At 50.1% G+C, this 18,823-nt stretch carries 15 protein-coding genes; 7 read left to right on the forward strand and 8 right to left on the reverse strand.

The features are described from left to right. Nucleotides 1–16: 16 nt before the first annotated feature. On the forward strand, nt 17–1,207 hold the full coding sequence (locus BUC02_RS13500) for an SGNH/GDSL hydrolase family protein (protein ID WP_073323379.1): 1,191 nt from the start codon (nt 17–19) through the stop codon (nt 1,205–1,207). Nucleotides 1,208–1,498: 291 nt separating this feature from the next. On the opposite strand, the gene BUC02_RS13505 is transcribed toward BUC02_RS13500, so the two are convergent. After that, nucleotides 1,499–2,464: a hypothetical protein gene (locus tag BUC02_RS13505; protein ID WP_073323381.1), complete on the reverse strand. Its 966-nt coding sequence runs from the start codon at nt 2,462–2,464 to the stop codon at nt 1,499–1,501. A 94-nt stretch (nt 2,465–2,558) separates the two neighbouring features. On the opposite strand from BUC02_RS13505, the gene murJ reads away from it, so the two are divergent. Continuing rightward, nucleotides 2,559–4,151, forward strand: a complete 1,593-nt coding sequence (murJ, locus tag BUC02_RS13510) for a murein biosynthesis integral membrane protein MurJ (RefSeq protein ID WP_073323383.1) — start codon at nt 2,559–2,561, stop codon at nt 4,149–4,151. A 29-nt stretch (nt 4,152–4,180) separates the two neighbouring features. On the opposite strand, the gene BUC02_RS13515 is transcribed toward murJ, so the two are convergent. After that, nucleotides 4,181–5,740: a phosphomannomutase gene (locus BUC02_RS13515; protein WP_073323385.1), complete on the reverse strand. Its 1,560-nt coding sequence runs from the start codon at nt 5,738–5,740 to the stop codon at nt 4,181–4,183. An 8-nt stretch (nt 5,741–5,748) separates the two neighbouring features. Beyond that, on the reverse strand, nt 5,749–7,509 hold the full coding sequence (locus BUC02_RS13520; protein ID WP_073323387.1) for an FISUMP domain-containing protein: 1,761 nt from the start codon (nt 7,507–7,509) through the stop codon (nt 5,749–5,751). Between the two features lie 134 nt (nt 7,510–7,643). On the opposite strand from BUC02_RS13520, the gene BUC02_RS13525 reads away from it, so the two are divergent. Continuing rightward, entirely contained in the window at nt 7,644–9,278 is a 1,635-nt protein-coding gene (locus BUC02_RS13525) for an endo-1,4-beta-xylanase (protein WP_175549876.1), read from the forward strand. A 121-nt stretch (nt 9,279–9,399) separates the two neighbouring features. Further along, nucleotides 9,400–10,089, forward strand: coding sequence for an FISUMP domain-containing protein (locus BUC02_RS13530; protein WP_217653089.1), 690 nt, complete (start codon nt 9,400–9,402; stop codon nt 10,087–10,089). Between the two features lie 83 nt (nt 10,090–10,172). On the opposite strand, the gene BUC02_RS13535 is transcribed toward BUC02_RS13530, so the two are convergent. The 5 genes from BUC02_RS13535 to rbr form a co-directional block, all read right to left on the reverse strand. Further along, nucleotides 10,173–10,952 carry a PGAP1-like alpha/beta domain-containing protein gene (locus BUC02_RS13535; protein ID WP_175549877.1) on the reverse strand — a complete coding sequence of 260 codons (780 nt, stop codon included), beginning with the start codon at nt 10,950–10,952 and terminating at the stop codon, nt 10,173–10,175. A gap of 13 nt (nt 10,953–10,965) precedes the next feature. After that, a complete protein-coding gene (locus BUC02_RS13540; protein ID WP_073323395.1) occupies nt 10,966–11,859 on the reverse strand; it encodes a hypothetical protein in 894 nt (297 codons plus the stop codon). 45 nt (nt 11,860–11,904) lie between these two features. Continuing rightward, a complete protein-coding gene (locus BUC02_RS13545; protein ID WP_073323397.1) occupies nt 11,905–12,618 on the reverse strand; it encodes a PGAP1-like alpha/beta domain-containing protein in 714 nt (237 codons plus the stop codon). Nucleotides 12,619–12,638: 20 nt separating this feature from the next. Next, nucleotides 12,639–13,583, reverse strand: coding sequence for a hypothetical protein (locus tag BUC02_RS13550; protein WP_073323399.1), 945 nt, complete (start codon nt 13,581–13,583; stop codon nt 12,639–12,641). Between the two features lie 396 nt (nt 13,584–13,979). Next, on the reverse strand, nt 13,980–14,519 hold the full coding sequence (gene rbr / locus BUC02_RS13555; RefSeq protein WP_073057415.1) for a rubrerythrin: 540 nt from the start codon (nt 14,517–14,519) through the stop codon (nt 13,980–13,982). A 130-nt stretch (nt 14,520–14,649) separates the two neighbouring features. On the opposite strand from rbr, the gene BUC02_RS13560 reads away from it, so the two are divergent. The 3 genes from BUC02_RS13560 to BUC02_RS13570 all read left to right on the forward strand — a co-directional run bounded on the left by BUC02_RS13560 (nt 14,650) and on the right by BUC02_RS13570 (nt 18,783). After that, nucleotides 14,650–16,020 carry an anaerobic C4-dicarboxylate transporter gene (locus BUC02_RS13560; RefSeq protein ID WP_073323401.1) on the forward strand — a complete coding sequence of 457 codons (1,371 nt, stop codon included), beginning with the start codon at nt 14,650–14,652 and terminating at the stop codon, nt 16,018–16,020. 120 nt (nt 16,021–16,140) lie between these two features. Further along, the gene (locus BUC02_RS13565) at nt 16,141–16,923 is read left to right on the forward strand and encodes a hypothetical protein (RefSeq protein ID WP_073323402.1); all 783 of its coding nucleotides are present in this window, start codon (nt 16,141–16,143) and stop codon (nt 16,921–16,923) included. A 111-nt stretch (nt 16,924–17,034) separates the two neighbouring features. Beyond that, nucleotides 17,035–18,783, forward strand: a complete 1,749-nt coding sequence (locus tag BUC02_RS13570) for a 1-deoxy-D-xylulose-5-phosphate synthase (RefSeq protein ID WP_073323404.1) — start codon at nt 17,035–17,037, stop codon at nt 18,781–18,783. Nucleotides 18,784–18,823 lie beyond the last annotated feature (40 nt).

The raw sequence follows: 18,823 nt of genomic DNA on the forward strand, positions 1-18,823 counted from the left end.
AATTCGCGGAGTCAATATGCCAGAGAAATTTTCGAAATGGGTTGCCTGCTGGGGAAACGCCACCTCTATCACTGACCGCAAGGAAGCGACTTACGCCAAGGACTTGACGCTGCGTTACCCGATTCGCGCCTGCTTTTCGGGGAACAAGTTGCGGTTCCATTTTTCGAACCTCACCGGCACAGAACCCGTGACAATATCTGAGGCGTATGTCGCGCATTCCCAGGCAACCTCCGCGCAGTCCACTGCCAGCGAAACAAGTGCCGCGCAGTTCGAGTACGCGCCTACAGCAATTACGTTCGGCGGCAGCACTTCCGGCACGATTCCCGCGGGCGAAGAAATCCTGAGCGACGAAATCGTTTTCGACATTACCGCAGGCGAAACGTTCGATGTGAGCCTCTACTTTGCAGACTTCACGCAGATGAACGCAGGCACGGCCATCACGGGCCCGCTTTCGGGCGGCAAGTACAGCTACGGCAACTTCGCAAAGTCCGCAACGCTGCCAGACGACTTAACGCGCAAAACGAACTGGATTTATTTCCTCAACACCATCGACATTTTCACTGAAGAAAAAAACTTTGCGTTAGTGTGTTTTGGCGATTCCATTACGGCGCAGGACTGGCCCGATTATCTCACATTGCGTTGCGCACGCGAAGGTTTCAATAACGTGGCCATCATCCGTCGCGCAGTAAGCGGCACGCGCATTCTCCGTGAATACAGTTGCATCACCTACGCCGCTTACGGCCTTAAAGGTGCCACGCGTTTCCCGATAGAGATGAACGTGGCAGGCGCACGCGCTGTCATCGTGCAGCACGGCATCAACGACATCATTCACCCTGTCGGCGTAGAAGTCAACAAGTTCCGCCCCTGGAGCGACATGCCTACGGCCGACGACCTCATCAACGGCGTGCGTTCACTCTACATTACGCATGCGCGCAAGCTCGGGCTCAAGATTTACAGCGGCACGCTCCTCCCGATTTACGGCTGGCGCACCTACAACGAAAACCGCGACATCATCCGCACGGCATTCAACGAATGGCTCCGTACCGCCCCCGATTTTGACGGCTGCGTCGATTTTGACAAGGCGGTGCGCGGTCACGACAATCCGAAACAGTTCAGCAACGGGTTCGATTCGGGCGACCATTTGCACCCGAGCGCAAAAGCCTACGAGGCCATGGCCGAATGCGTTCCCGAAGAATTGTTGAAATAATTTTGCGATTTTTCGGCAATTTTTGCGAAATAAGATTATTGTAATGTAAGCTATATCACACTGTTTACGGCTGTAAAATTATTCGTTCCTTACAATATGGCTTTTGGGAGTCTAGAAATGTATCTTATAGGCATGAACTCAAGAGAACTTCAAATCGTCAAACAGATCGTGTTGCTGGTTGCCGTAGCTGTGACCCTCGGTTTTATTTACGGTTAATCACAAGCGGTTTTAAACATTTAAAAAGTCATTGGCAAACGCCAATGACCTTTTTTATTCTCTTTCAACTAGCAATTAGTAGTTGATAGCAATGTAGAAGCTGCCGGCACCGAAACGACGGTCAAAGCTTTCAAAGCCATCCCACAGGGCATCCCATGCAAAGCCAACTTCGAGCTGGGTCGCGGAATTGCGGAAGAAGATGACACCGAGTTCTGCGCCACCGGCAAGACCGATTGCAAAGCTTTCATCGCTGTCGTTATAGTGGTCGTCTATCTGAATACCGAGACCGATACCTGCACCCAGGAACGGTGTAATCGTTCCGGTGCTCGGGAAGAAACGGCCACCCAGCAAGAATGTTTCGTGCCATTCCCATTCATCGCCAAAAGACATGTTCATGTTGTTCACGATGGTGATGGCGGCCTGCGGAATCACTTCAAAAATGCGGGCATAGTGGAATACGAAAGCCTGTTCCCAGGAGCGTTCGACACTATGGCCCCATTTTTTGTCTTCAAATTCGTAGTTGTGCCAAATAGCGGCGCCCAGACCGTAGCTCACGTAGTTGCGGGTGGGGCGCTTGTGGGCAAAGTTGTCGTTCGGATCGCCGTCGTTACGGTCGGCGGGCACGAGCACGACGACTTCGGGTTCCGAGCGGCTTGTCGTAGAGGCGTACGTATCGTCGCTTGCGCTGTTGTTGTCAGCCACATTGGCAAGAGCGGCTTTTACGGCACCTTCAATGGCCACGTCGAGGTCGTCTACGGAGCCGGCTTTTTGTTTACCGCTACCGACCACGGAACCGTCCTTGACCTGTTCGCAAACCACCACGAAGGTAGAGCCCATGGTCATGACGTTGGTGCGCAGCTGGATTTCGGCGCTGCCGTCAACCGGGGTGTTGCCCGTCTGGCTCACGGAGGCGCGAACAATGGACTGCACCATGTTCGGGGCGTCGGGCGCAAATTCCGCGCCTTCGGGGGCGAGGACTTGAACGTTTGCGGCAAACGAGATTGCCGCCAGAGAAAGGATAGTGGAGAAAATCTTTTTCATGCCATAAAGATAATAAAAGAATTGCTAAATTCAAATCCAGATTGTCAAGCCAACATCCACTTATTACTTCCAACTTCCTACTGTCTACTATCCCATGAATAAAGCCGCTATTATCGTTGCCGTTTCGATGCTTTTGAGCCGCGTGCTCGGAATTTTCCGCGAAATGCTTTTGGCGCATGCCGCGGGCGTGTCGCTCGAAAAGAACGCGCTTGACCTTGCGTTCATGATTCCGGACATTTTGAATCACGTGGTGAGCACCGGATTTTTGTCGATTATCTTTATCCCGATTTTCACGGGCTACAAAGTGGCTGGTGACGAAAAAGGCGGTTGGAAGTTCTTTAGCAACGTGCTGAATACTTTCGGGATTGCACTGTTGATTTTGGTGGTGCCCGCGTTTATTTGGATGAAGGAACTCTTGCAGCTCTTGACGGTCGAGGGAGCCACGCCGGAACTGATCGAACGCGCCGCTTACTATGGCCGCATCATTTTGCCGGGGCAGGTTTTCATTTTTGTCGGGAGCATTTTGGTTGCCGTGCAGCATACCCGCAAGCAGTTCCTGATTCCGTCGCTCACTGGCCTGATTTACAACGTGGCGATTGTGGGCGGTGGCGCTTTAGGGCTCGCGCTCGAGAAGTTCACCGGCACGGAATACGGCCTGGAAGGTTTCGCCTGGGGCGTGCCGGTGGGCGCCTTCATCGGGTTCTTCGCGTTGCAGATTTTTGGCGCCCGGCGTGGCGGCGTGCATTATGAACTCTTGGTGCAGCCGACTCACCCCGATATCGTTCGCTACTTTAAGATGATGCTCCCGATGTCGCTTGGTGTGGGCTCCATGTTCGGCCTTGAATTTATTATCCGTAGTTTCGGCGCGAACTTCGGTACCAGCGGCATTTCAAGCTTGAACTACGCTTACCGCGTGATGTACACGCTGGTGGCAGTCTTTGGATTCTCGGTGAGCGTGACGAGTTACCCCGACATGGCTCGCCTCGTAAAAGAAGGTGATTTCGGCCAGCTGAACCGCAAAATCTGGAAGAGCCTTTCACGCATGTTCTGCATCTTGATTCCGGCCGTGGTTGCCGTGTGGGCGCTGAGTTTCCCGGCAGTGCGAATCTTATTTGAACGCGGAGCTTTCCAACGTGAAACCACCGAAGCGATTTCCGAAATTTTGCGCTGGTACTTGCCCGTGAGCCTTGGCCTTTGCCTGCAAGCAGTGCTCGTGCGTAGTTTTTACGCCTGCGAACGCATGTGGGTGCCGACCCTTTTGAATACGGGCATTTTTGCCGCGACCATTCCCGCTTACATTCTGCTAGGCGCTCCCGAAGTGGGACTCGGCATCAAGAGCGTGCCGATTGTCGGTGCGACGGGAGCCATTCTCCAGGTGATTGCGATGATTGTCATGTGGGCGAAAAAGAACGGCACTGACGGCATGAAAGACGCTCTCTTGAACATGGCCCGCGCACTTGTCGCTTTCGGCATCATGATTGCAGCCGCTGTCGGGCTTGACCGCGTCTCGGGCACATTCGTACGCGAAGCAAACTTCGTGGTACTCGTGGTTTACGCGTGCGCTGCAGGCATTTTGCTCTTCACGCTCACGCTGATTATCCAGCGTTACCTTGGAAGCAAAGACGCCAAGGATATTCTCAACGAACTCCTTGGCAAAATAATGAGGAAATTACATTTGGCGAGATAAGCTGATGCTGAGTTTCCTCAGCATGACATCTAGCGCCAGGATTCCATGATCTTCATGCAGCCGGCGAGCAGTTCGGCGGAGCGGTCCTTGGCTTCGGTTTCCACGTAGCAGCGGAATTCCGGAGCGTTGCCGCTCGGGCGCAGGTGCACAATATCGCCGGAATCGAATTCCATACGATAGCCGTCGGTTTCATCAATCGAGACGACTTCGCCGTGGAACGGCTTCGGGGCCGGACCATCTTTCGGCTTGAACTTGGAGGGCTTTGCTGTGAGGGCGCCAAAGAGTTTTGCGCCGAGTTTCTTTTCGCGGATTTCGGCGAGCTTTGCCTTTGACACTTCGGTCGGGAATTCCTTGAGGCGGTCACTGAGCGTAAAGCGCTTCGGAAGTTTCTTGAGTAAATCCACCACGCACATTTTCTCTCTTCTAACCCTGTCCATCACGGCAATCATCGGGAGAAGTGCGTCGCGGGTCGGCAAAGCCGGAAGCGTGCGGGTTGTGCGAGTCTCACCGCCGCGGCCATCGCTATCAATGAATTCGCGGGTGAGGTTTGTCTGCAGCAAGAATCCGCCGTTAGCTTCGTAGCCTGCAACAGAGACGCTTGCGTCGTTTGCATCGACCAGGCTTTCCATGCCGGCAATCACGTACGGGCTTCCGATTCGCGTGCGGCAGATTTTCTCGAAGCTGCCAGATTTTTCGAGCGACGTGTTGCAACTCACCGGAGTTGCAATGCGCTTGATGTGAAGCGCCTGGGCAGCCAAGATGCCCAGCACGTCGCCACGCAGCCACATGCCTACATCGTCTGCCAAAAGCGGGCGGTCGCTATCGCCATCGGTACTGAAGATGGCATCTACGAAATCCTTGTGCGCAAATTCGCGGGCCAGGTCTTCGTCTTCTTTACGAATCGCTTCGGTATCCACCGGAATAAAGGTTTCGCTGCGAGCAAAAGGCTTGACCGTTGCACCCAAGCTTTCGAGCACCTTCACCACGATGTCGCGGCCCACGGCGGAATGCTGGTACACGCCAATGGTCAAACCTTGCAAAGCTTTAGTACCGAAAAATTCCGGATAACGCTTGCAATAATTTTCTTCGGCTTCGGTTTCCACAGCCGGGAGCGCAGGTGCATTCTTGAGCATGCCCTTCGCATCGAAAATCGATTCGTCGAAATCCACCGACTGCGAAACAATTCCCTGTTCGTCTTTCTTGGTGATTTCGCCCTGCGGGTGGTTGAACTTGATGCCGTTACGGTCTGCCGGAATGTGGCTGCCCGTGACCATGATAGTCGGGAGCGCCTTGTCAATGCCATAGAGGGCAATCGCCGGGCTCGGAATGCGTCCGCAGTAAACAACCTTCCAGCTGGAATCTTCGCCGGCCTTTACCAAGGCCTTCAAAATGCGTTCGGTACTCGGGCGCAAGTCGCCTGCAATTGCAATCGTATGGTCGCACTTGTAGCTAGATTCGCAGTACTTGATAAACGAGCGCGCGTACACATAGCACACGCGGTCCGTCATTGCCGTCACCAGGCCGCGGGCACCGCTTGTTCCGAATGCCACGCCGGACTGTTTCATTACTTCTTGCATCGAAATGCTCATAGATTCCTCTAGTCGTTATAAATGCAACGGACGTTTACCGCAGCGTATTTATGCGCGTTGTCGTATCCATCCGTATCGTCCACATGATAGGCCCACAAATAGGCAAATTCATAACCATAGCCCGTTCCCGAAACATCGTATTCCGTAGAGCTCCAGTATAAAGATTCGTAATCCCCATTCTTGTAACGCCCTTCGTAGTGATAATATCCACCAATCTGGTTCGTGAAATACACGGTGTATTCGGGGTGGCTATTGAAATATTCCTTGAGTTTTTCCCATTCCTCAAAACTGGGCAAGTGCGTGCCTTCGGGGCAAATTCCCTGATACGGCAAATCAATATCACCCAGTTTTTCCTTGTCGTATTTCGTATCGATTTTCATCGCCTGCGCCCACGTATAAAGGCGGCCATGCTTTTCGCAATTTTCAGGGACATCGTCGTAGCAGCGGCTACCTTCAACTTCAACATTCAAGTTGCGCGTCATCCATTTTTGGTCACCTAACTGAATACTCGTCAGTTCCGGATCGTACACTTCATTCATCGAAGAATACACCGGCTCGCTAGACGAAGAAGACTGCGCGCTTGAAGAGCTCAGTTCCACCTTTTTAGAATCATCCCTAAGGCAGCGCACATAGGCTCCCGTAATTTTATGACCGTTGTCGCGACCTCTAGATCCGTCGTTACGGAACGACCATAGCCACGCAAATTCATATTCATAAAGCGCCGTCACTTGATATTCCGTAGAACTCCAGAAAAGAGCCTCGTAACCTTCGGACCTGTAATAGCCCTTGTAATCGTAGGCGCCGCCAGATTGCTGGTTGAAATACTTGTTATAGTCAGGATTTTTTTCAAGGTAGCTGAAAAGCCAATCCCATTCCGCATAACTCGGCAGGTGCGTACCTTCGGGGCAAATGCCCTGATACGGCAACTTGATTTTGCCCAGTTCTTTTTTGTTGTAGCTCTCGTCAACCTGCATCACTTGCGCCCAGGTATACATGCGGCCATACTTGTCGCAATTTGCAGATTTGTCGTCATAGCACATGCTACCGTCAACGGCAACATCCAAATTCCTTGTCGTCCATATCTGGCCACCGACATTCACAAAACCGGAATCCGTAGGCGCAACTTTTTCGACACTGCTGCTGGACTTTGCCGCACTTGACGAAGAGCCTTTTTCGTCTTTACTACTCGAAGAAATCTTTGAATCGCTGGAGCTCGATTCAGCAGAAGAGCTGGATTCCTCCTTGAGCAATTCAGGATTGATGTTGCGGTAATAAGTCTTTTCACCTTCGGTCTTGCAAAAGCATTCGCCAAAATCAAATTCGGGCGAATTGGCGACAAATCCATTGAATTGGTAATTGTCATCGACACCCAGCTTGTACTTGCAACCCGTAACATCGGCCCAAAGCTGATTGTCGCCTCTTTCGGTAAGGACATTAATCTCGAAGCGTTTTTTCGACTTATCGTATTTCGCCTTGGTACACCTTGCGTAGAACGACAGCATGTAGCTCATGCGTTCGGACACCCTGTCGCACACTATCTTTTCGAGATAGCTATCGCCGGATATCATTTTGGACCATTCGGCGTTTTCTTCGAAACCGTATTTTTCGTAACACCGGTCAGCAACAGGGTCAACCACAGGCTCTTCCGGCGCACTGCTTTTACTGTCGCCCCCGCAACCATAAAACGACGCCATGGCCGAAAGCACACCAAATAGAACAAAGTTCTTCTTCATAAAAATAAAGGTAGAAAAGATACCGGCATCAATCATTCCGAATTCCGAAAACTGAAATCCGAATCAGTATAACAATTGATACAGCCGTATACAAAATCAGCATTTTTCCTGTATCATCCCCTTAAAAAAGAGGATATTTTCTACTTTGGATGTCAAAATAAGGGATGATTATGCTCAAAAAATTCTTGTCCGTGTGCGCCCTCGGCGCTTCTGCTACCTTGGCCGCCCCGCTCCTCACCAACGGCGACTTGTCTTACGGTGACGGCGGCTGGTACATTTGGAACAACCCCGATGGCCCCGCCAAGTACGACGGTAAAATCGGCGTCGAAGGCCTCGGCGTAAACGGCAGCGAAGGCGTAAAGGTCACCGTGACCGAACTCCCGAACCCCTCTTGGGGCCTGCAGCTGCAGCCGCCCAAGTGGCTTGCCGACTCCACTTACTACAAGCTCACTTTCAAGGCGAAGGGCAACATGCCCATTAACGCCATCATTCAGGGCGGTCCTCCCGACTACCGTCAGAAGGAAAGCGCCTCGTTCATGCTCACCAAGGACTGGAAGGAATATTCCATGATTTTCCTTGCCGACCAGAAGGGTTACGGCGTGAACAACGTGACATTCCATGTGGGCCTTGCCAAGGGCTGGCTCCAGATGGACGACGTTTTTATCGAAAAAGTCGAAGGCATGGATGACATGACCTGGTACAACAATTCCGCCGCACGCATCGACAGCCTGCGCAAGAAGGAATTGACGCTTAAGGCAGCCCCCGGCGCCCAGGTGAAGGTGGAACTCATGCGCCACGCATTCCCCTTCGGAACAGCACTCGCTCTCTACCCCAGCAAAGACAGCGTCGAAACCTGGTACCGCAAAACCGCCAATAAGTACTTCTGGTACGGCGTTCCCGAAAACCAGTTCAAGTGGCCGGAATACGAACCCAAGAAGGGCAAGATCCGCCGCGAAGAATTCAAGCAGTATCTGGATTACGTGAACGATTACAAGTGGGGCTTCCGCGCCCATACGCTCGTGTGGGGCCACCAGGGTTACGGCTTCGACAAGCACTTCAGCAACCAGGGCAGCTGCAAGGATATCTCGAAAAAGATCAAGGAACGCATCACCCGCGACGTGAAGGAATACAAGGGCCGCATCAAGGAATACGACGTGTGGAACGAAGCATTCCACGAACCGTTCATCTTTAACAAGTGCGGCTGGGACCTGCTGGATAGCGCCCACGTTTGGGCTCACCGCGCCGACCCCGATGCGCGCCTCTTCATTAACGAATACAACGTAGTGTCCGCCGGCGAAACCGACCGCCTGTACGAAATCGTGAAGGGCATGCTCGAACGCAAGGTTCCCGTACACGGTATTGGCGTGCAGTGCCACTTCGGCGACCGCCAGCTGAACCCGGCATTCATCAAGGCCCGCCTCGACAGGCTCGGCTCTTTGGGCCTCCCGATCAAGGTGACCGAACTTGACTTTGGCGACTGGCAGAAGGGCATGTACTTCGGCGAAGAAGAACAGGCCAAGCGCTACGAAATGTTCCTGCGCATCGCATTCAGCCACCCGGCGGTCGAAGGCATTATCCTGTGGGGCTTCTGGGATGGCCGCCACTGGGTGAAAAACGGCGGTATCGTTGCCATGGACGGTCGCGAAAAGCCCGCTGCCAAGCTCATTTACGACTTGTGGCACAAGGTATGGACCACCAACGGAACGTTCAAGGCCGACGAAAACGGTGTCGTGAAGTTCCGCGGCTACCCCGGCAAGTACAAAGTAACCATCGGCGACAAGAGCGAAATGGTTGAGTTAAAGTAGACGGTAGACAGTAGGAAGTAAACAGTAAAAATTTTTCAGAAGATGCTCCCACGCGGGGGCATTTTTTTTCTATTATGAGCAAATAAACCTTAGTGAGGAAACAATGAAGAGTTCTTATAAAATGGCAACGGCTACATGCGCCCTGTCTTTCGCATTGGCATTCACCGCCTGCGACGATTCCACCTCGGCTAGCGATAACGGCGGCAATGGCGGTAACGGAGGCGCAAACGTCGCCTGCACCAACGAACCAGTAGAATGCCCCACCATCCAATACGAAAACGAAGTTTATGACCTTCGCGACTGCAATCATTACAAGATTCTAACCTTCGGCACGCAGACATGGATGACCGAAAACTTGAACTACAACGGTTGCGAGACCAAGGGCCAAAACTGGTGCTACGGTGGTGACGCAGCCAACTGCCAAAAGTACGGTCGCCTTTACACCTGGACAGCCGCGATGGGCATCGACAGCAAGTTCCAAAAGCAATATACTACTTTATCTGGCACGCAGCGCGGCATTTGCCCCGAAGGCTTCCACATTCCGAGCGATGCCGAAACAGATATCCTTATCGCCTATCTTGAAGAGAATAACAACATAGCCGAATTCAACTTCCAATTCGGCGGCAAGAATAATTTCGCGGGCTACGCCGATTTAGACAGAACCGCATACTTCTGGACTGCTGACGAAGACCACTCCGAATTCGGCGGAAAAGAAAACGTCCGCATCTGGAGTTATTCCGAAACATTTAGCTTCGGTGGCGGCTCCATATTCAAGGACAGCGGTCTTTCGATCCGCTGCGTGAAGGACTAAAAATTTCTGCATAAAAGAAAATGCCCCGCGATAAAATCGCGGGGTTTTTCTTAACATCTACTAAATATATGCAACACCTAATCCTATCGATTCGAATACAGAACAAATGATTCTGGATTTAAAACAACATTAGGTTTCGCACTCGGAGTAATTCTAACAGAATTCGTTCCATCACGCAGTCCGAATAATTCCATATTATCAAATGTGAAGTAACCTTCATGTGGACTATCAAGCGTTATAATTTTATCCACATCGCCATGATAATAGTTACTGTTTTGAACATATTCACGAGAAACAACACCGCCCATGCTGTGACCAACGAGAATATAGCGAGAAGCTAGTTGACGATAGAGGTCGGGATTTTTACGAATCGAATCTAGTGCTACTTGACCGACATATAAAGAATCTTTTCCATTTTTTGAAACATTAAGGGAAGCTTTCACTTCTTGGGCTTCTTCAACGAGAGCTCTACGTTGACCAAATGTTTTATCCTTATTCCATGTTCTATCACCAAGTTCCACAGCGTTGTTCTTGGAACTATTGGCTGGGTTTGTAAACGAACGCCATGAATAAAGATAGGAATCATGTACATTCCGCATGCTGTCTGGCTCTTCAAAAACATTTTTACTCAACCAATAGGTTAGTCTATTTTCGCTACCATATTTACCAATGTGGCCATCACCACGAAAACTCGAATCTTGAGCCGCTTCAGCTAAAGAACCATCCTCCTTAATTCCCTTGTCCGACCCCAAGGCACCATGAATCATCATCACATTGTAATTCGTTATGCTTTCCATCGGCTTAGGAATAGACCAACACACACTTACAAGAGCAATCAATAATATTATTAACTTTCTCATCATTTTCCTACTGAAATTAGTATTCAACAACAACTTCGTCATTTCGATAGAACTTTAGTTCATTACCATACCATATTACGTCAGAACAAGTAATTTTATCACTATTTATGCTACAGATATTCCCGCTTAATTTAATCATATCACCCCAAAAGCCACCAATTGCAAATTCACGAGGAGCCGGAATCACAACACTTTCATTTTTTAAAACAAGGCTATTTTCTCCTTCATCATCCAAGATTACACAATACACATCATCACCCCATGTCCGCACATCATCACACTGTTTAATCCATTTTAAACCATCATCCAATCTTTTGTAAGTTATTAATTTTGCATTGGTATCTAAAACTGCATACTGACAGCTATCTCCACCAGCATCCAACGAGTTATCTCCACGGACAATAAAAGTTCCCCCAAGCCATTGTTTTATGGAATTTGCCTTAAATGCAACAGAACACCCTTCGACAATTTTACGAAGTTTCCTTTCATAGGGTTTTTCTCCTAATTTCCACATTTTTATTGATTCAGGCACATTCCCGCCCCATACAATAGAATCGGTCATTTGCCCAATAAGAGTAGATTCGTCTCTCGTATTATCCAAAGAATCGCACCATCTCGGTCCATCCTCCTGAACCCTATAATTGTAAACGCAAAGGCGAGTATGTCCACATCCTGAACCAAGGTCTTCGTCAGACATTGCGAGAATAGTTTCTTCATATTTTGTCCAACAGCGTATATCACCAATCATTACCAAAGAATCATCCACAAATCCAACAACACGCCTTGAACTTCTTCTATCCTCCCAATCATAATATGTATCCCCACACCCCCACATGCCTACGCACGCAAATGCGGTTATAGCAACCGCAAGCAGCCTCGCCATTTCAGACTTGTTCAACAGATGTTTCATACTCTGTTCTCCTTAAATCTTTTTTCTGCGTATTTTACTACAAAATCATAGCAAACTAAGCTGCATATTCAAAGTATCGGTTCCCTCGTGCGGGCTGTCAAGCGTGATTACCTTGTCAACTTCACCATGATAATAATTACTATTCTGAACCCATTCACGAGAAACAACACCGCCCATTGAGTGACCGATAAGGATGTAACGGGAGGCAAGTTGACGGAATAAATCTGGATGATTGCGCATAGAATCAAGAGCTTCTTGACCATGTAAGTTTTTCGATGTATCATTTGAATCTACCACAAACCAAGCCTTCACTTCCTGGGCTTCTTCAACGAGAGCTCGACGTTGACCAAATGTTTTATCCTTATTCCATGTTCTATCACCTAGTTCCACAGCATTGTTCTTAGAGCTGTTTCTTGTGTTAGAGAAAGCACGCCAATTATAGACATAAGAATTACGAACATAACTGGAATCCTTTTCCCATTTAGGTTCTTCCAAAATATTATGCGAAATCCATCTCGTTACACGATTATTCGAAGTGTAGCTACCCATAGAAGCCGCGCCCAGATGTTCCGTGGCTTCTATAGCTTGAGAATAATCACCTGGATCAAAGCCTTGCAACTCACCATCATCGTTTTTAGGACCATAGGCACCATGAACCATCATCACATTATAATTCGTAATACTTTCCATCGGCTTAGGAACGGCCCAAGACATAGCTGAAAAAGCTACCAAAAGAATACACGCAATTAATCGTTTCATTATTTCGTCCTTTTCAAACCCTAATATACGATGTATACATCATCTTCTCTATTTTTAAAAGAAATTCCACTAGACGAAGCTGACGCGAAGCACTTAATTTTTCCATTCTCTAACCGGCAAACATCTCGTTCCAGCAAGAGAATGTTCCCCTGAAATTGCAAAACAGCTCCCGCAGTCCAGAAATAATCATTTTCCAAAACGTGTCTCAAGCTATCATTTACAAACAACGAAGAAGTCCGTTCTTCTTTATCAAATTTCAAGCAATACATATCACCATCCCATGCTCTCACATCGTCACATTTCTTAATCCATTTTAAATCACTATCCAACCTCTTGTATGTAACTGTTTTTTGTATCGTATCCAACACGCCATACTGACAATATTCATTTCCAAGACTATCCATATCAAACCCTTTTACATCAGGGGGAACGTTCCTTTCTCCCATCACCAAAATTTTCCCGTCAAACCACGGCCTCAATTTCGTAGTATAACCAACCTCTACAGAGCATCCGTCAAATAATTTCTTGATTTTCATCTTATGTGGCTTACCACCTATTTTCCAGAAAGACACTTCCGATTTTGGGTCCCCGCCCCAAATCACTGAATCCAACAATTGCCCCTTAACATATTCAAAATCATCGTCCCTTGAATTGTCCAGCGTATCAAACCATACAGGTCCATCTAATTGGACTCGATAGTTATAAAGCGACAAACCAGGATGAGCATATCCAGAACGATCATACGAAAGACCAAATGTAGGCTCCACTTCCTCATGCCAATAACGAGAAGTATTGACAATGGCTAGAGAGTCGTCAACAAAGCCAACAACTTTACCTAGCGAACGCTCCTCCGACCAATGCATCGATACATCATCCGAACACCCCCACATGTAAACACATATGAGTACAGCAACCATTATTTGGGCCACAAATATCAAATTTTTGCCAAATCTTTTTACCTTCATAGGAAAAACCCATTTAAAAAAGCAATTTGTATATTTTTGGTAAAAATAGAAATTTGTTTGTAAAATGTCACTACAATTTTATTTAACAAAAAGCATACTTTGTTTACATTTTTTATATTTTGTAAACAAAATTTGAAATTCCAAAAAAAGAAACCATTAATTGCAATAAGCAAACATAAGACTCGAAAAATTTAAAATGCCCCGCGATAAAATCGCGGGGTTTTCGCTTTAAAAGGAGATCCCCGCCTTCTCCCCAAAGGGGATAACTCTACTATGGCAACAAGTTGCCAAGTATCGTATAGCGGGGATGACACTCAATTAGTAATTGCGCTAAAGCGCATTACTCGTCGCCTCGGTCATGTCAGACTGCAAGCAGTCTGACGCGACACTCGGCTCCTAGTAATTTTCAGCAGTCACTTCGAAGAAGGACTGCGGGTGGGCGCACACGGGGCATGCGGCCGGAGCCTTGGTGCCCACGACAATGTGACCGCAGTTGCGGCATTCCCACACCTTGACTTCGCTCTTTTCGAACACGGCCGCGGTCTCCACGTTCTTGAGGAGTGCGCGGTAGCGTTCTTCGTGGCGCTTTTCGATAGCGGCGACCATGCGGAACTTCTTGGCGAGAGCGGCAAAGCCTTCGGCTTCGGCAGTCTTTGCAAAGTCTTCGTACATGTCGGTCCATTCGTAGTTTTCGCCGTCGGCAGCAGCCTTCAGGTTAGCAGCGGTGTCACCGATACCGTCCAATTCCTTGAACCAAAGCTTGGCGTGTTCCTTTTCGTTGTCTGCGGTTTTCAGGAACAGTTCAGCAATCTGTTCGTAACCTTCTTTCTTGGCGCAGCTTGCAAAGTAGGTGTACTTGTTGCGAGCCTGGGATTCGCCTGCGAAGGCAGCCTGAAGGTTCTTTTCGGTCTGGGTTCCGGCATACTTGTTTGCCATAAATTCCTCTCTTGGTTGAAGTGTCTCGAAAAGAATATACACTTTTTTAGGTCGTCCCGGGCAAAAATAAGTCCATTCGGAGTCTTTTTTCTGCAAAATAATATATATCTAAACAAAAAGGAGGCCTTTTATGACCCTCATGATTATCCAGCTCTTGATTGTACTATTGGCACTTTACGTGGGCTCCCGTTACGGGAGCCTCGCCCTCGGCGCGATTTCGGGAATCGGTCTTGCGATTCTCGTGCTCGGTTTCGGCCTGCAGCCCGGCAAACCGCCTACCGATGTCATTTACATCATTATCGCGGCGGTGACCTGCGCAGGCATTTTGCAGGCATCGGGCGGCATGGATTGGCTGATCCAGATTGCGGAGCGCCTGTTGCGCAAGCATCCAAACCACATCACGATTTTGGCTCCGCTCTGCACGTTCTTCCTCACGGTTCTCGTAGGCACCGGCCACGTGGTTTACACCCTCATGCCGATTATCTGCGATATCTCGCTCAAGAAGGGAATCCGCCCGGAACGCCCCTGCGGCGTGGCCTCCGTCGCATCGCAGGTCGGTATCACCTGCTCGCCCATTGCAGCAGCCGTCGCCTCGTTCGTCATCATCTCGAACGCAAACGGATTCAACATCAATAACCTGCAGGTCATCGCGATTACGATTCCCGCGTGCCTTTGCGGGATCATGGCCGCGGCAGCCGTCTCGTACAAGCGCGGGCTCGACCTCGACAAGGACCCGGCATTCCAGGCCCGCCTCAAGGACCCGCAGATGAAGGAATACATGTACGGGAATACCGCTTCCGTGCTCGACAAGGAAGTCTCCAAAGAAGCGAAGCGCGCCGTGTTCATTTTCCTCGGTGCTCTCGCCGTCATCGTATTCTTCTCCATTATGCAGATTGCGGGCCACGACATTCGCCCCAAGTTCCCTACAGGTAAAGTAATTGACGGCGTGGCGCAAATGAAGCCACTCGCCATGAACATCATCATCCAAATTGTGATGATTGCCGCGGCCGCGTTCATGGTTATTTTCTGCAAGGCAGCCCCCAAGAAGGCCGTGGCAGGCGCCGTGTGGCAGAGCGGCATGGTCGCCGTCGTCGCCATTTACGGAATCGCCTGGCTCGCCGACACCTACTTCGCGAACTACATGGACGTGATGCAGAGCGGCCTCAAAGACATCGTGCAACATTACCCATGGGCAATCGCGTTTGCGTTCTTCGCGGTGAGTGTGCTCATCAACTCGCAGGGCGCGGTGGTGGTCGCCATGCTCCCGCTCGCCTATAGCCTCGGCATCGAAGGACCTGTGCTCCTGGGCGTACTCCCGAGCGTATACGGCTACTTCTTTATTCCGAATTATCCCTCGGACATTGCGACCGTGAACTTCGACCGTTCGGGCACCACCGTTATCGGCAAGTATCTATTGAACCACAGTTTCATGCGCCCAGGCATGGTGAGCGTCATCGTCTCGACCATCGTGGGCACCATCTTGGTGAAAATTTTCTACTAGAAAATCAGCCATTTGCAACAAATGACGGATAAAGTAAGCTTTATCCGTACATTTTGCCGTTCGTCGTAAAAACGTTCGCTATGCATGGAATTGTTAGACTAAAAACTTATTTTTTTTAGTATGAAGTTTAAACACGCGGCATCATTCATACTCTGCTTTATATTCGTACTGCTTTCCACTGGGTGCGTCACGACGAACGTGCACAAGTTCCGCATGACTGCGTCCGAAGCCCCCGAAGTACACGGGGCAAACACACAGCAGGCCTCTCACTCTTCATTATGGCGATTTACCGGAAAAATCAACTACAACGCCGAAACGAACATAGACATCACCAAAGACGTATCTGAAGCACCGGATCTCGACAGGCTTTTCGATGTACCGATAAAGTTCAAGGATGCCTCATACAAAATGGGCGGCCTCGATTTCAGTGGTAAGGGGGACTTTCTCTATAAAGCAAGCAATTTTGTAATTGGCGGCGGCTTAGGCTATAAAGACGGAATCTATTCGCACCTTACAATGGGTGCAAACTACTCGCATTTCGAGTTCGGCGTATTTCTCGGAGGATACAACCAGTACATCGACATAGAATACTCGGGAGAAAAGGACGGCGATAGCTTCGACAGCCACGGTCACGATGTCAGTACAAGCCTTTTTGCCGGTCTCTATGCAGGCTTTTACCTTGAAAAGTTCTTTGCCAACCTCAGCGTAAGTTCTTACAGCCCAAGCCCCCAAATAGAAGGAATCGACCTAGATGTTCCGCGCATCACGACAGCCTACCTCACCACAGGCTACAGGCTTAACCGCTGGCTTGAATTCAGCGTCGGCGGCATTGCGACCTTCATAGACACTTCCGAGGGGAATAGCTATCCGGGCGTTACCGGCGGCGTAAGCATTTACCTGTAAACAGCGGATGAGCACGAAGGCATCCTGTTTCCTGCGAGAACCAGAAAATTTCTTTTTAAAGGACGAGCAATCGTCCTTTTGTTGTATATTTGGTAAAAAAAGGCGGTACTTATGCTGATGGAAAAGATTGCATTCCCTGCAGATGTGAAGAAGATGGACACGGAAAGCCTGAAGGCGCTCGCGGCCGAAATCCGCACGGCGCTTTTGAACAAAATTTCAAAATGCGGCGGGCACCTGGGCCCGAACCTCGGCATTGTAGAAGCAACCATCGCCTTGCATTACGTTTTTGAATCGCCCAAAGACAAGATTGTCTACGACGTTAGCCACCAGAGCTACACGCACAAGATTTTGACAGGCCGCGCCGAAGCGTTCCTGAATCCAGACAAGTACTGGAGCGTCACCGGCTACACCGAACCCTGCGAAAGTGAACACGACCAGTTCATGATTGGCCACACTTCAACTTCGGTGAGTTTGGCTCTCGGGCTTGCAACCGCCCGCGATATCAAGGGCGAAAAGGGCAACGTGATTGCAGTAATCGGTGACGGTTCCCTGAGCGGGGGCGAAGCATTCGAAGGCCTCGACAACGCCGGCGAATACGCGACGAACTTTATCGTGGTGGTAAACGACAACGAAATGTCCATCGCCGAAAACCACGGCGGGCTTTACGGGAGCCTCGCGGAACTTCGAGCCACGCAAGGCAAGAGCGAAAACAATTACTTCAAGAGCCTCGGCTTTGACTACCTGTATGTAGAACAAGGTAACGACATCGAATCGCTTATCGCGGCATTCAAGCAAGTGAAGGATTCAACAAAACCTGTAGTCGTGCACATCCACACGCTTAAGGGCAAGGGCTACAGCTTCGCCGAAAACGCGAAGGAAGGATTCCACTGGGCCGCACCGTTCGACATCCCGACTGGCGTGGTGAACTGGGGCAGCGGCGAATCGTACGGCAGCATACTCGGCGACTACCTGATGAAAAAAATCAAGGCGGATCCGAAGGTTGTCGTGATTCATTCCGCAGTACCTGCAGGCATCGGGTTCTTTGCCGAGCAGCGCAAGGCGGCAGGCAAGCAGTTCATTGACGTGGGCATCGCCGAAGAGCACGCCGTCGCACTCGCCTCCGGACTCGCGAAGGGTGGTGCAAAGCCCGTGTACAGCACGCATAGCACGTTTATCCAGCGCACCTACGACCAGCTTTCGCAGGACTTGTGCGCAAACAACAACCCGGCCACATTGCTCATTACCATGTCGGGCGCCGACGGCATGAACGACACCACGCACCTCTGCATTTTTGACATCGCGATGATGAGCAACATCCCGAACCTGGTGTACCTCTGCCCCACCTGCGTAGAAGAGGCCATCGCCATGATGGATTACGCCATTGACCAGACAGAACACCCGATGGCCATCCGCATCCCGAACGAAGTCGCACACCGCAGCGTGAAATTCGATACCGACTACTCCAAACTGAATACGTACAAAGTAGACAAGCGCGGAAGCAAGGTCGCCCTCATCGGTCTCGGCAGCTACTACGCCCTCGCCGAAGAAGCCGCAGCGGAACTTGCAAAGAAGGGAATCGACGCCACCATCATCAACCCGCGATTTGCAACAGGCATCGACTGCGAAGTGTTGGACGGGCTGCGCGCCGACCACCAGGTTGTCGTAACCCTCGAAAACGGCGTGGTCGATGGCGGCTTCGGCGAAAAGATCGCCCGCTTCTACGGCAACAGCGACATGCGCGTGCTCGTGAAAGGCCTCAAGAAGGAATTCTACGACAAGGTGCCCTACGGCGAGCTCATGGAACGTAATCGCCTCACGCCCAAGCAGATTGTGGAAGACGCACTAGCCGCGTTGAAATAGCGCGGACTAATTGGATTGTAAGACTCCCCGAGCGCTAAGG

The sequence above is a fragment of the Fibrobacter sp. UWOV1 genome (assembly GCF_900142495.1).
In the GTDB taxonomy this organism is placed as follows: Bacteria; Fibrobacterota; Fibrobacteria; order Fibrobacterales; family Fibrobacteraceae; genus Fibrobacter.

What these genes read in the sequence shown, in the direction of transcription:
- BUC02_RS13500 (WP_073323379.1), top strand. Translation starts at nt 17, where the DNA reads ATGCCAGAGAAATTTTCGAAATGGGTTGCCTGCTGGGGAAACGCCACC.
- BUC02_RS13505 (WP_073323381.1), bottom strand. Translation starts at nt 2,464, where the DNA reads ATGAAAAAGATTTTCTCCACTATCCTTTCTCTGGCGGCAATCTCGTTT.
- murJ (WP_073323383.1), top strand. Translation starts at nt 2,559, where the DNA reads ATGAATAAAGCCGCTATTATCGTTGCCGTTTCGATGCTTTTGAGCCGC.
- BUC02_RS13515 (WP_073323385.1), bottom strand. Translation starts at nt 5,740, where the DNA reads ATGAGCATTTCGATGCAAGAAGTAATGAAACAGTCCGGCGTGGCATTC.
- BUC02_RS13520 (WP_073323387.1), bottom strand. Translation starts at nt 7,509, where the DNA reads ATGATTGATGCCGGTATCTTTTCTACCTTTATTTTTATGAAGAAGAAC.
- BUC02_RS13525 (WP_175549876.1), top strand. Translation starts at nt 7,644, where the DNA reads ATGCTCAAAAAATTCTTGTCCGTGTGCGCCCTCGGCGCTTCTGCTACC.
- BUC02_RS13530 (WP_217653089.1), top strand. Translation starts at nt 9,400, where the DNA reads ATGGCAACGGCTACATGCGCCCTGTCTTTCGCATTGGCATTCACCGCC.
- BUC02_RS13535 (WP_175549877.1), bottom strand. Translation starts at nt 10,952, where the DNA reads ATGATGAGAAAGTTAATAATATTATTGATTGCTCTTGTAAGTGTGTGT.
- BUC02_RS13540 (WP_073323395.1), bottom strand. Translation starts at nt 11,859, where the DNA reads ATGAAACATCTGTTGAACAAGTCTGAAATGGCGAGGCTGCTTGCGGTT.
- BUC02_RS13545 (WP_073323397.1), bottom strand. Translation starts at nt 12,618, where the DNA reads ATGAAACGATTAATTGCGTGTATTCTTTTGGTAGCTTTTTCAGCTATG.
- BUC02_RS13550 (WP_073323399.1), bottom strand. Translation starts at nt 13,583, where the DNA reads ATGAAGGTAAAAAGATTTGGCAAAAATTTGATATTTGTGGCCCAAATA.
- rbr (WP_073057415.1), bottom strand. Translation starts at nt 14,519, where the DNA reads ATGGCAAACAAGTATGCCGGAACCCAGACCGAAAAGAACCTTCAGGCT.
- BUC02_RS13560 (WP_073323401.1), top strand. Translation starts at nt 14,650, where the DNA reads ATGACCCTCATGATTATCCAGCTCTTGATTGTACTATTGGCACTTTAC.
- BUC02_RS13565 (WP_073323402.1), top strand. Translation starts at nt 16,141, where the DNA reads ATGAAGTTTAAACACGCGGCATCATTCATACTCTGCTTTATATTCGTA.
- BUC02_RS13570 (WP_073323404.1), top strand. Translation starts at nt 17,035, where the DNA reads ATGCTGATGGAAAAGATTGCATTCCCTGCAGATGTGAAGAAGATGGAC.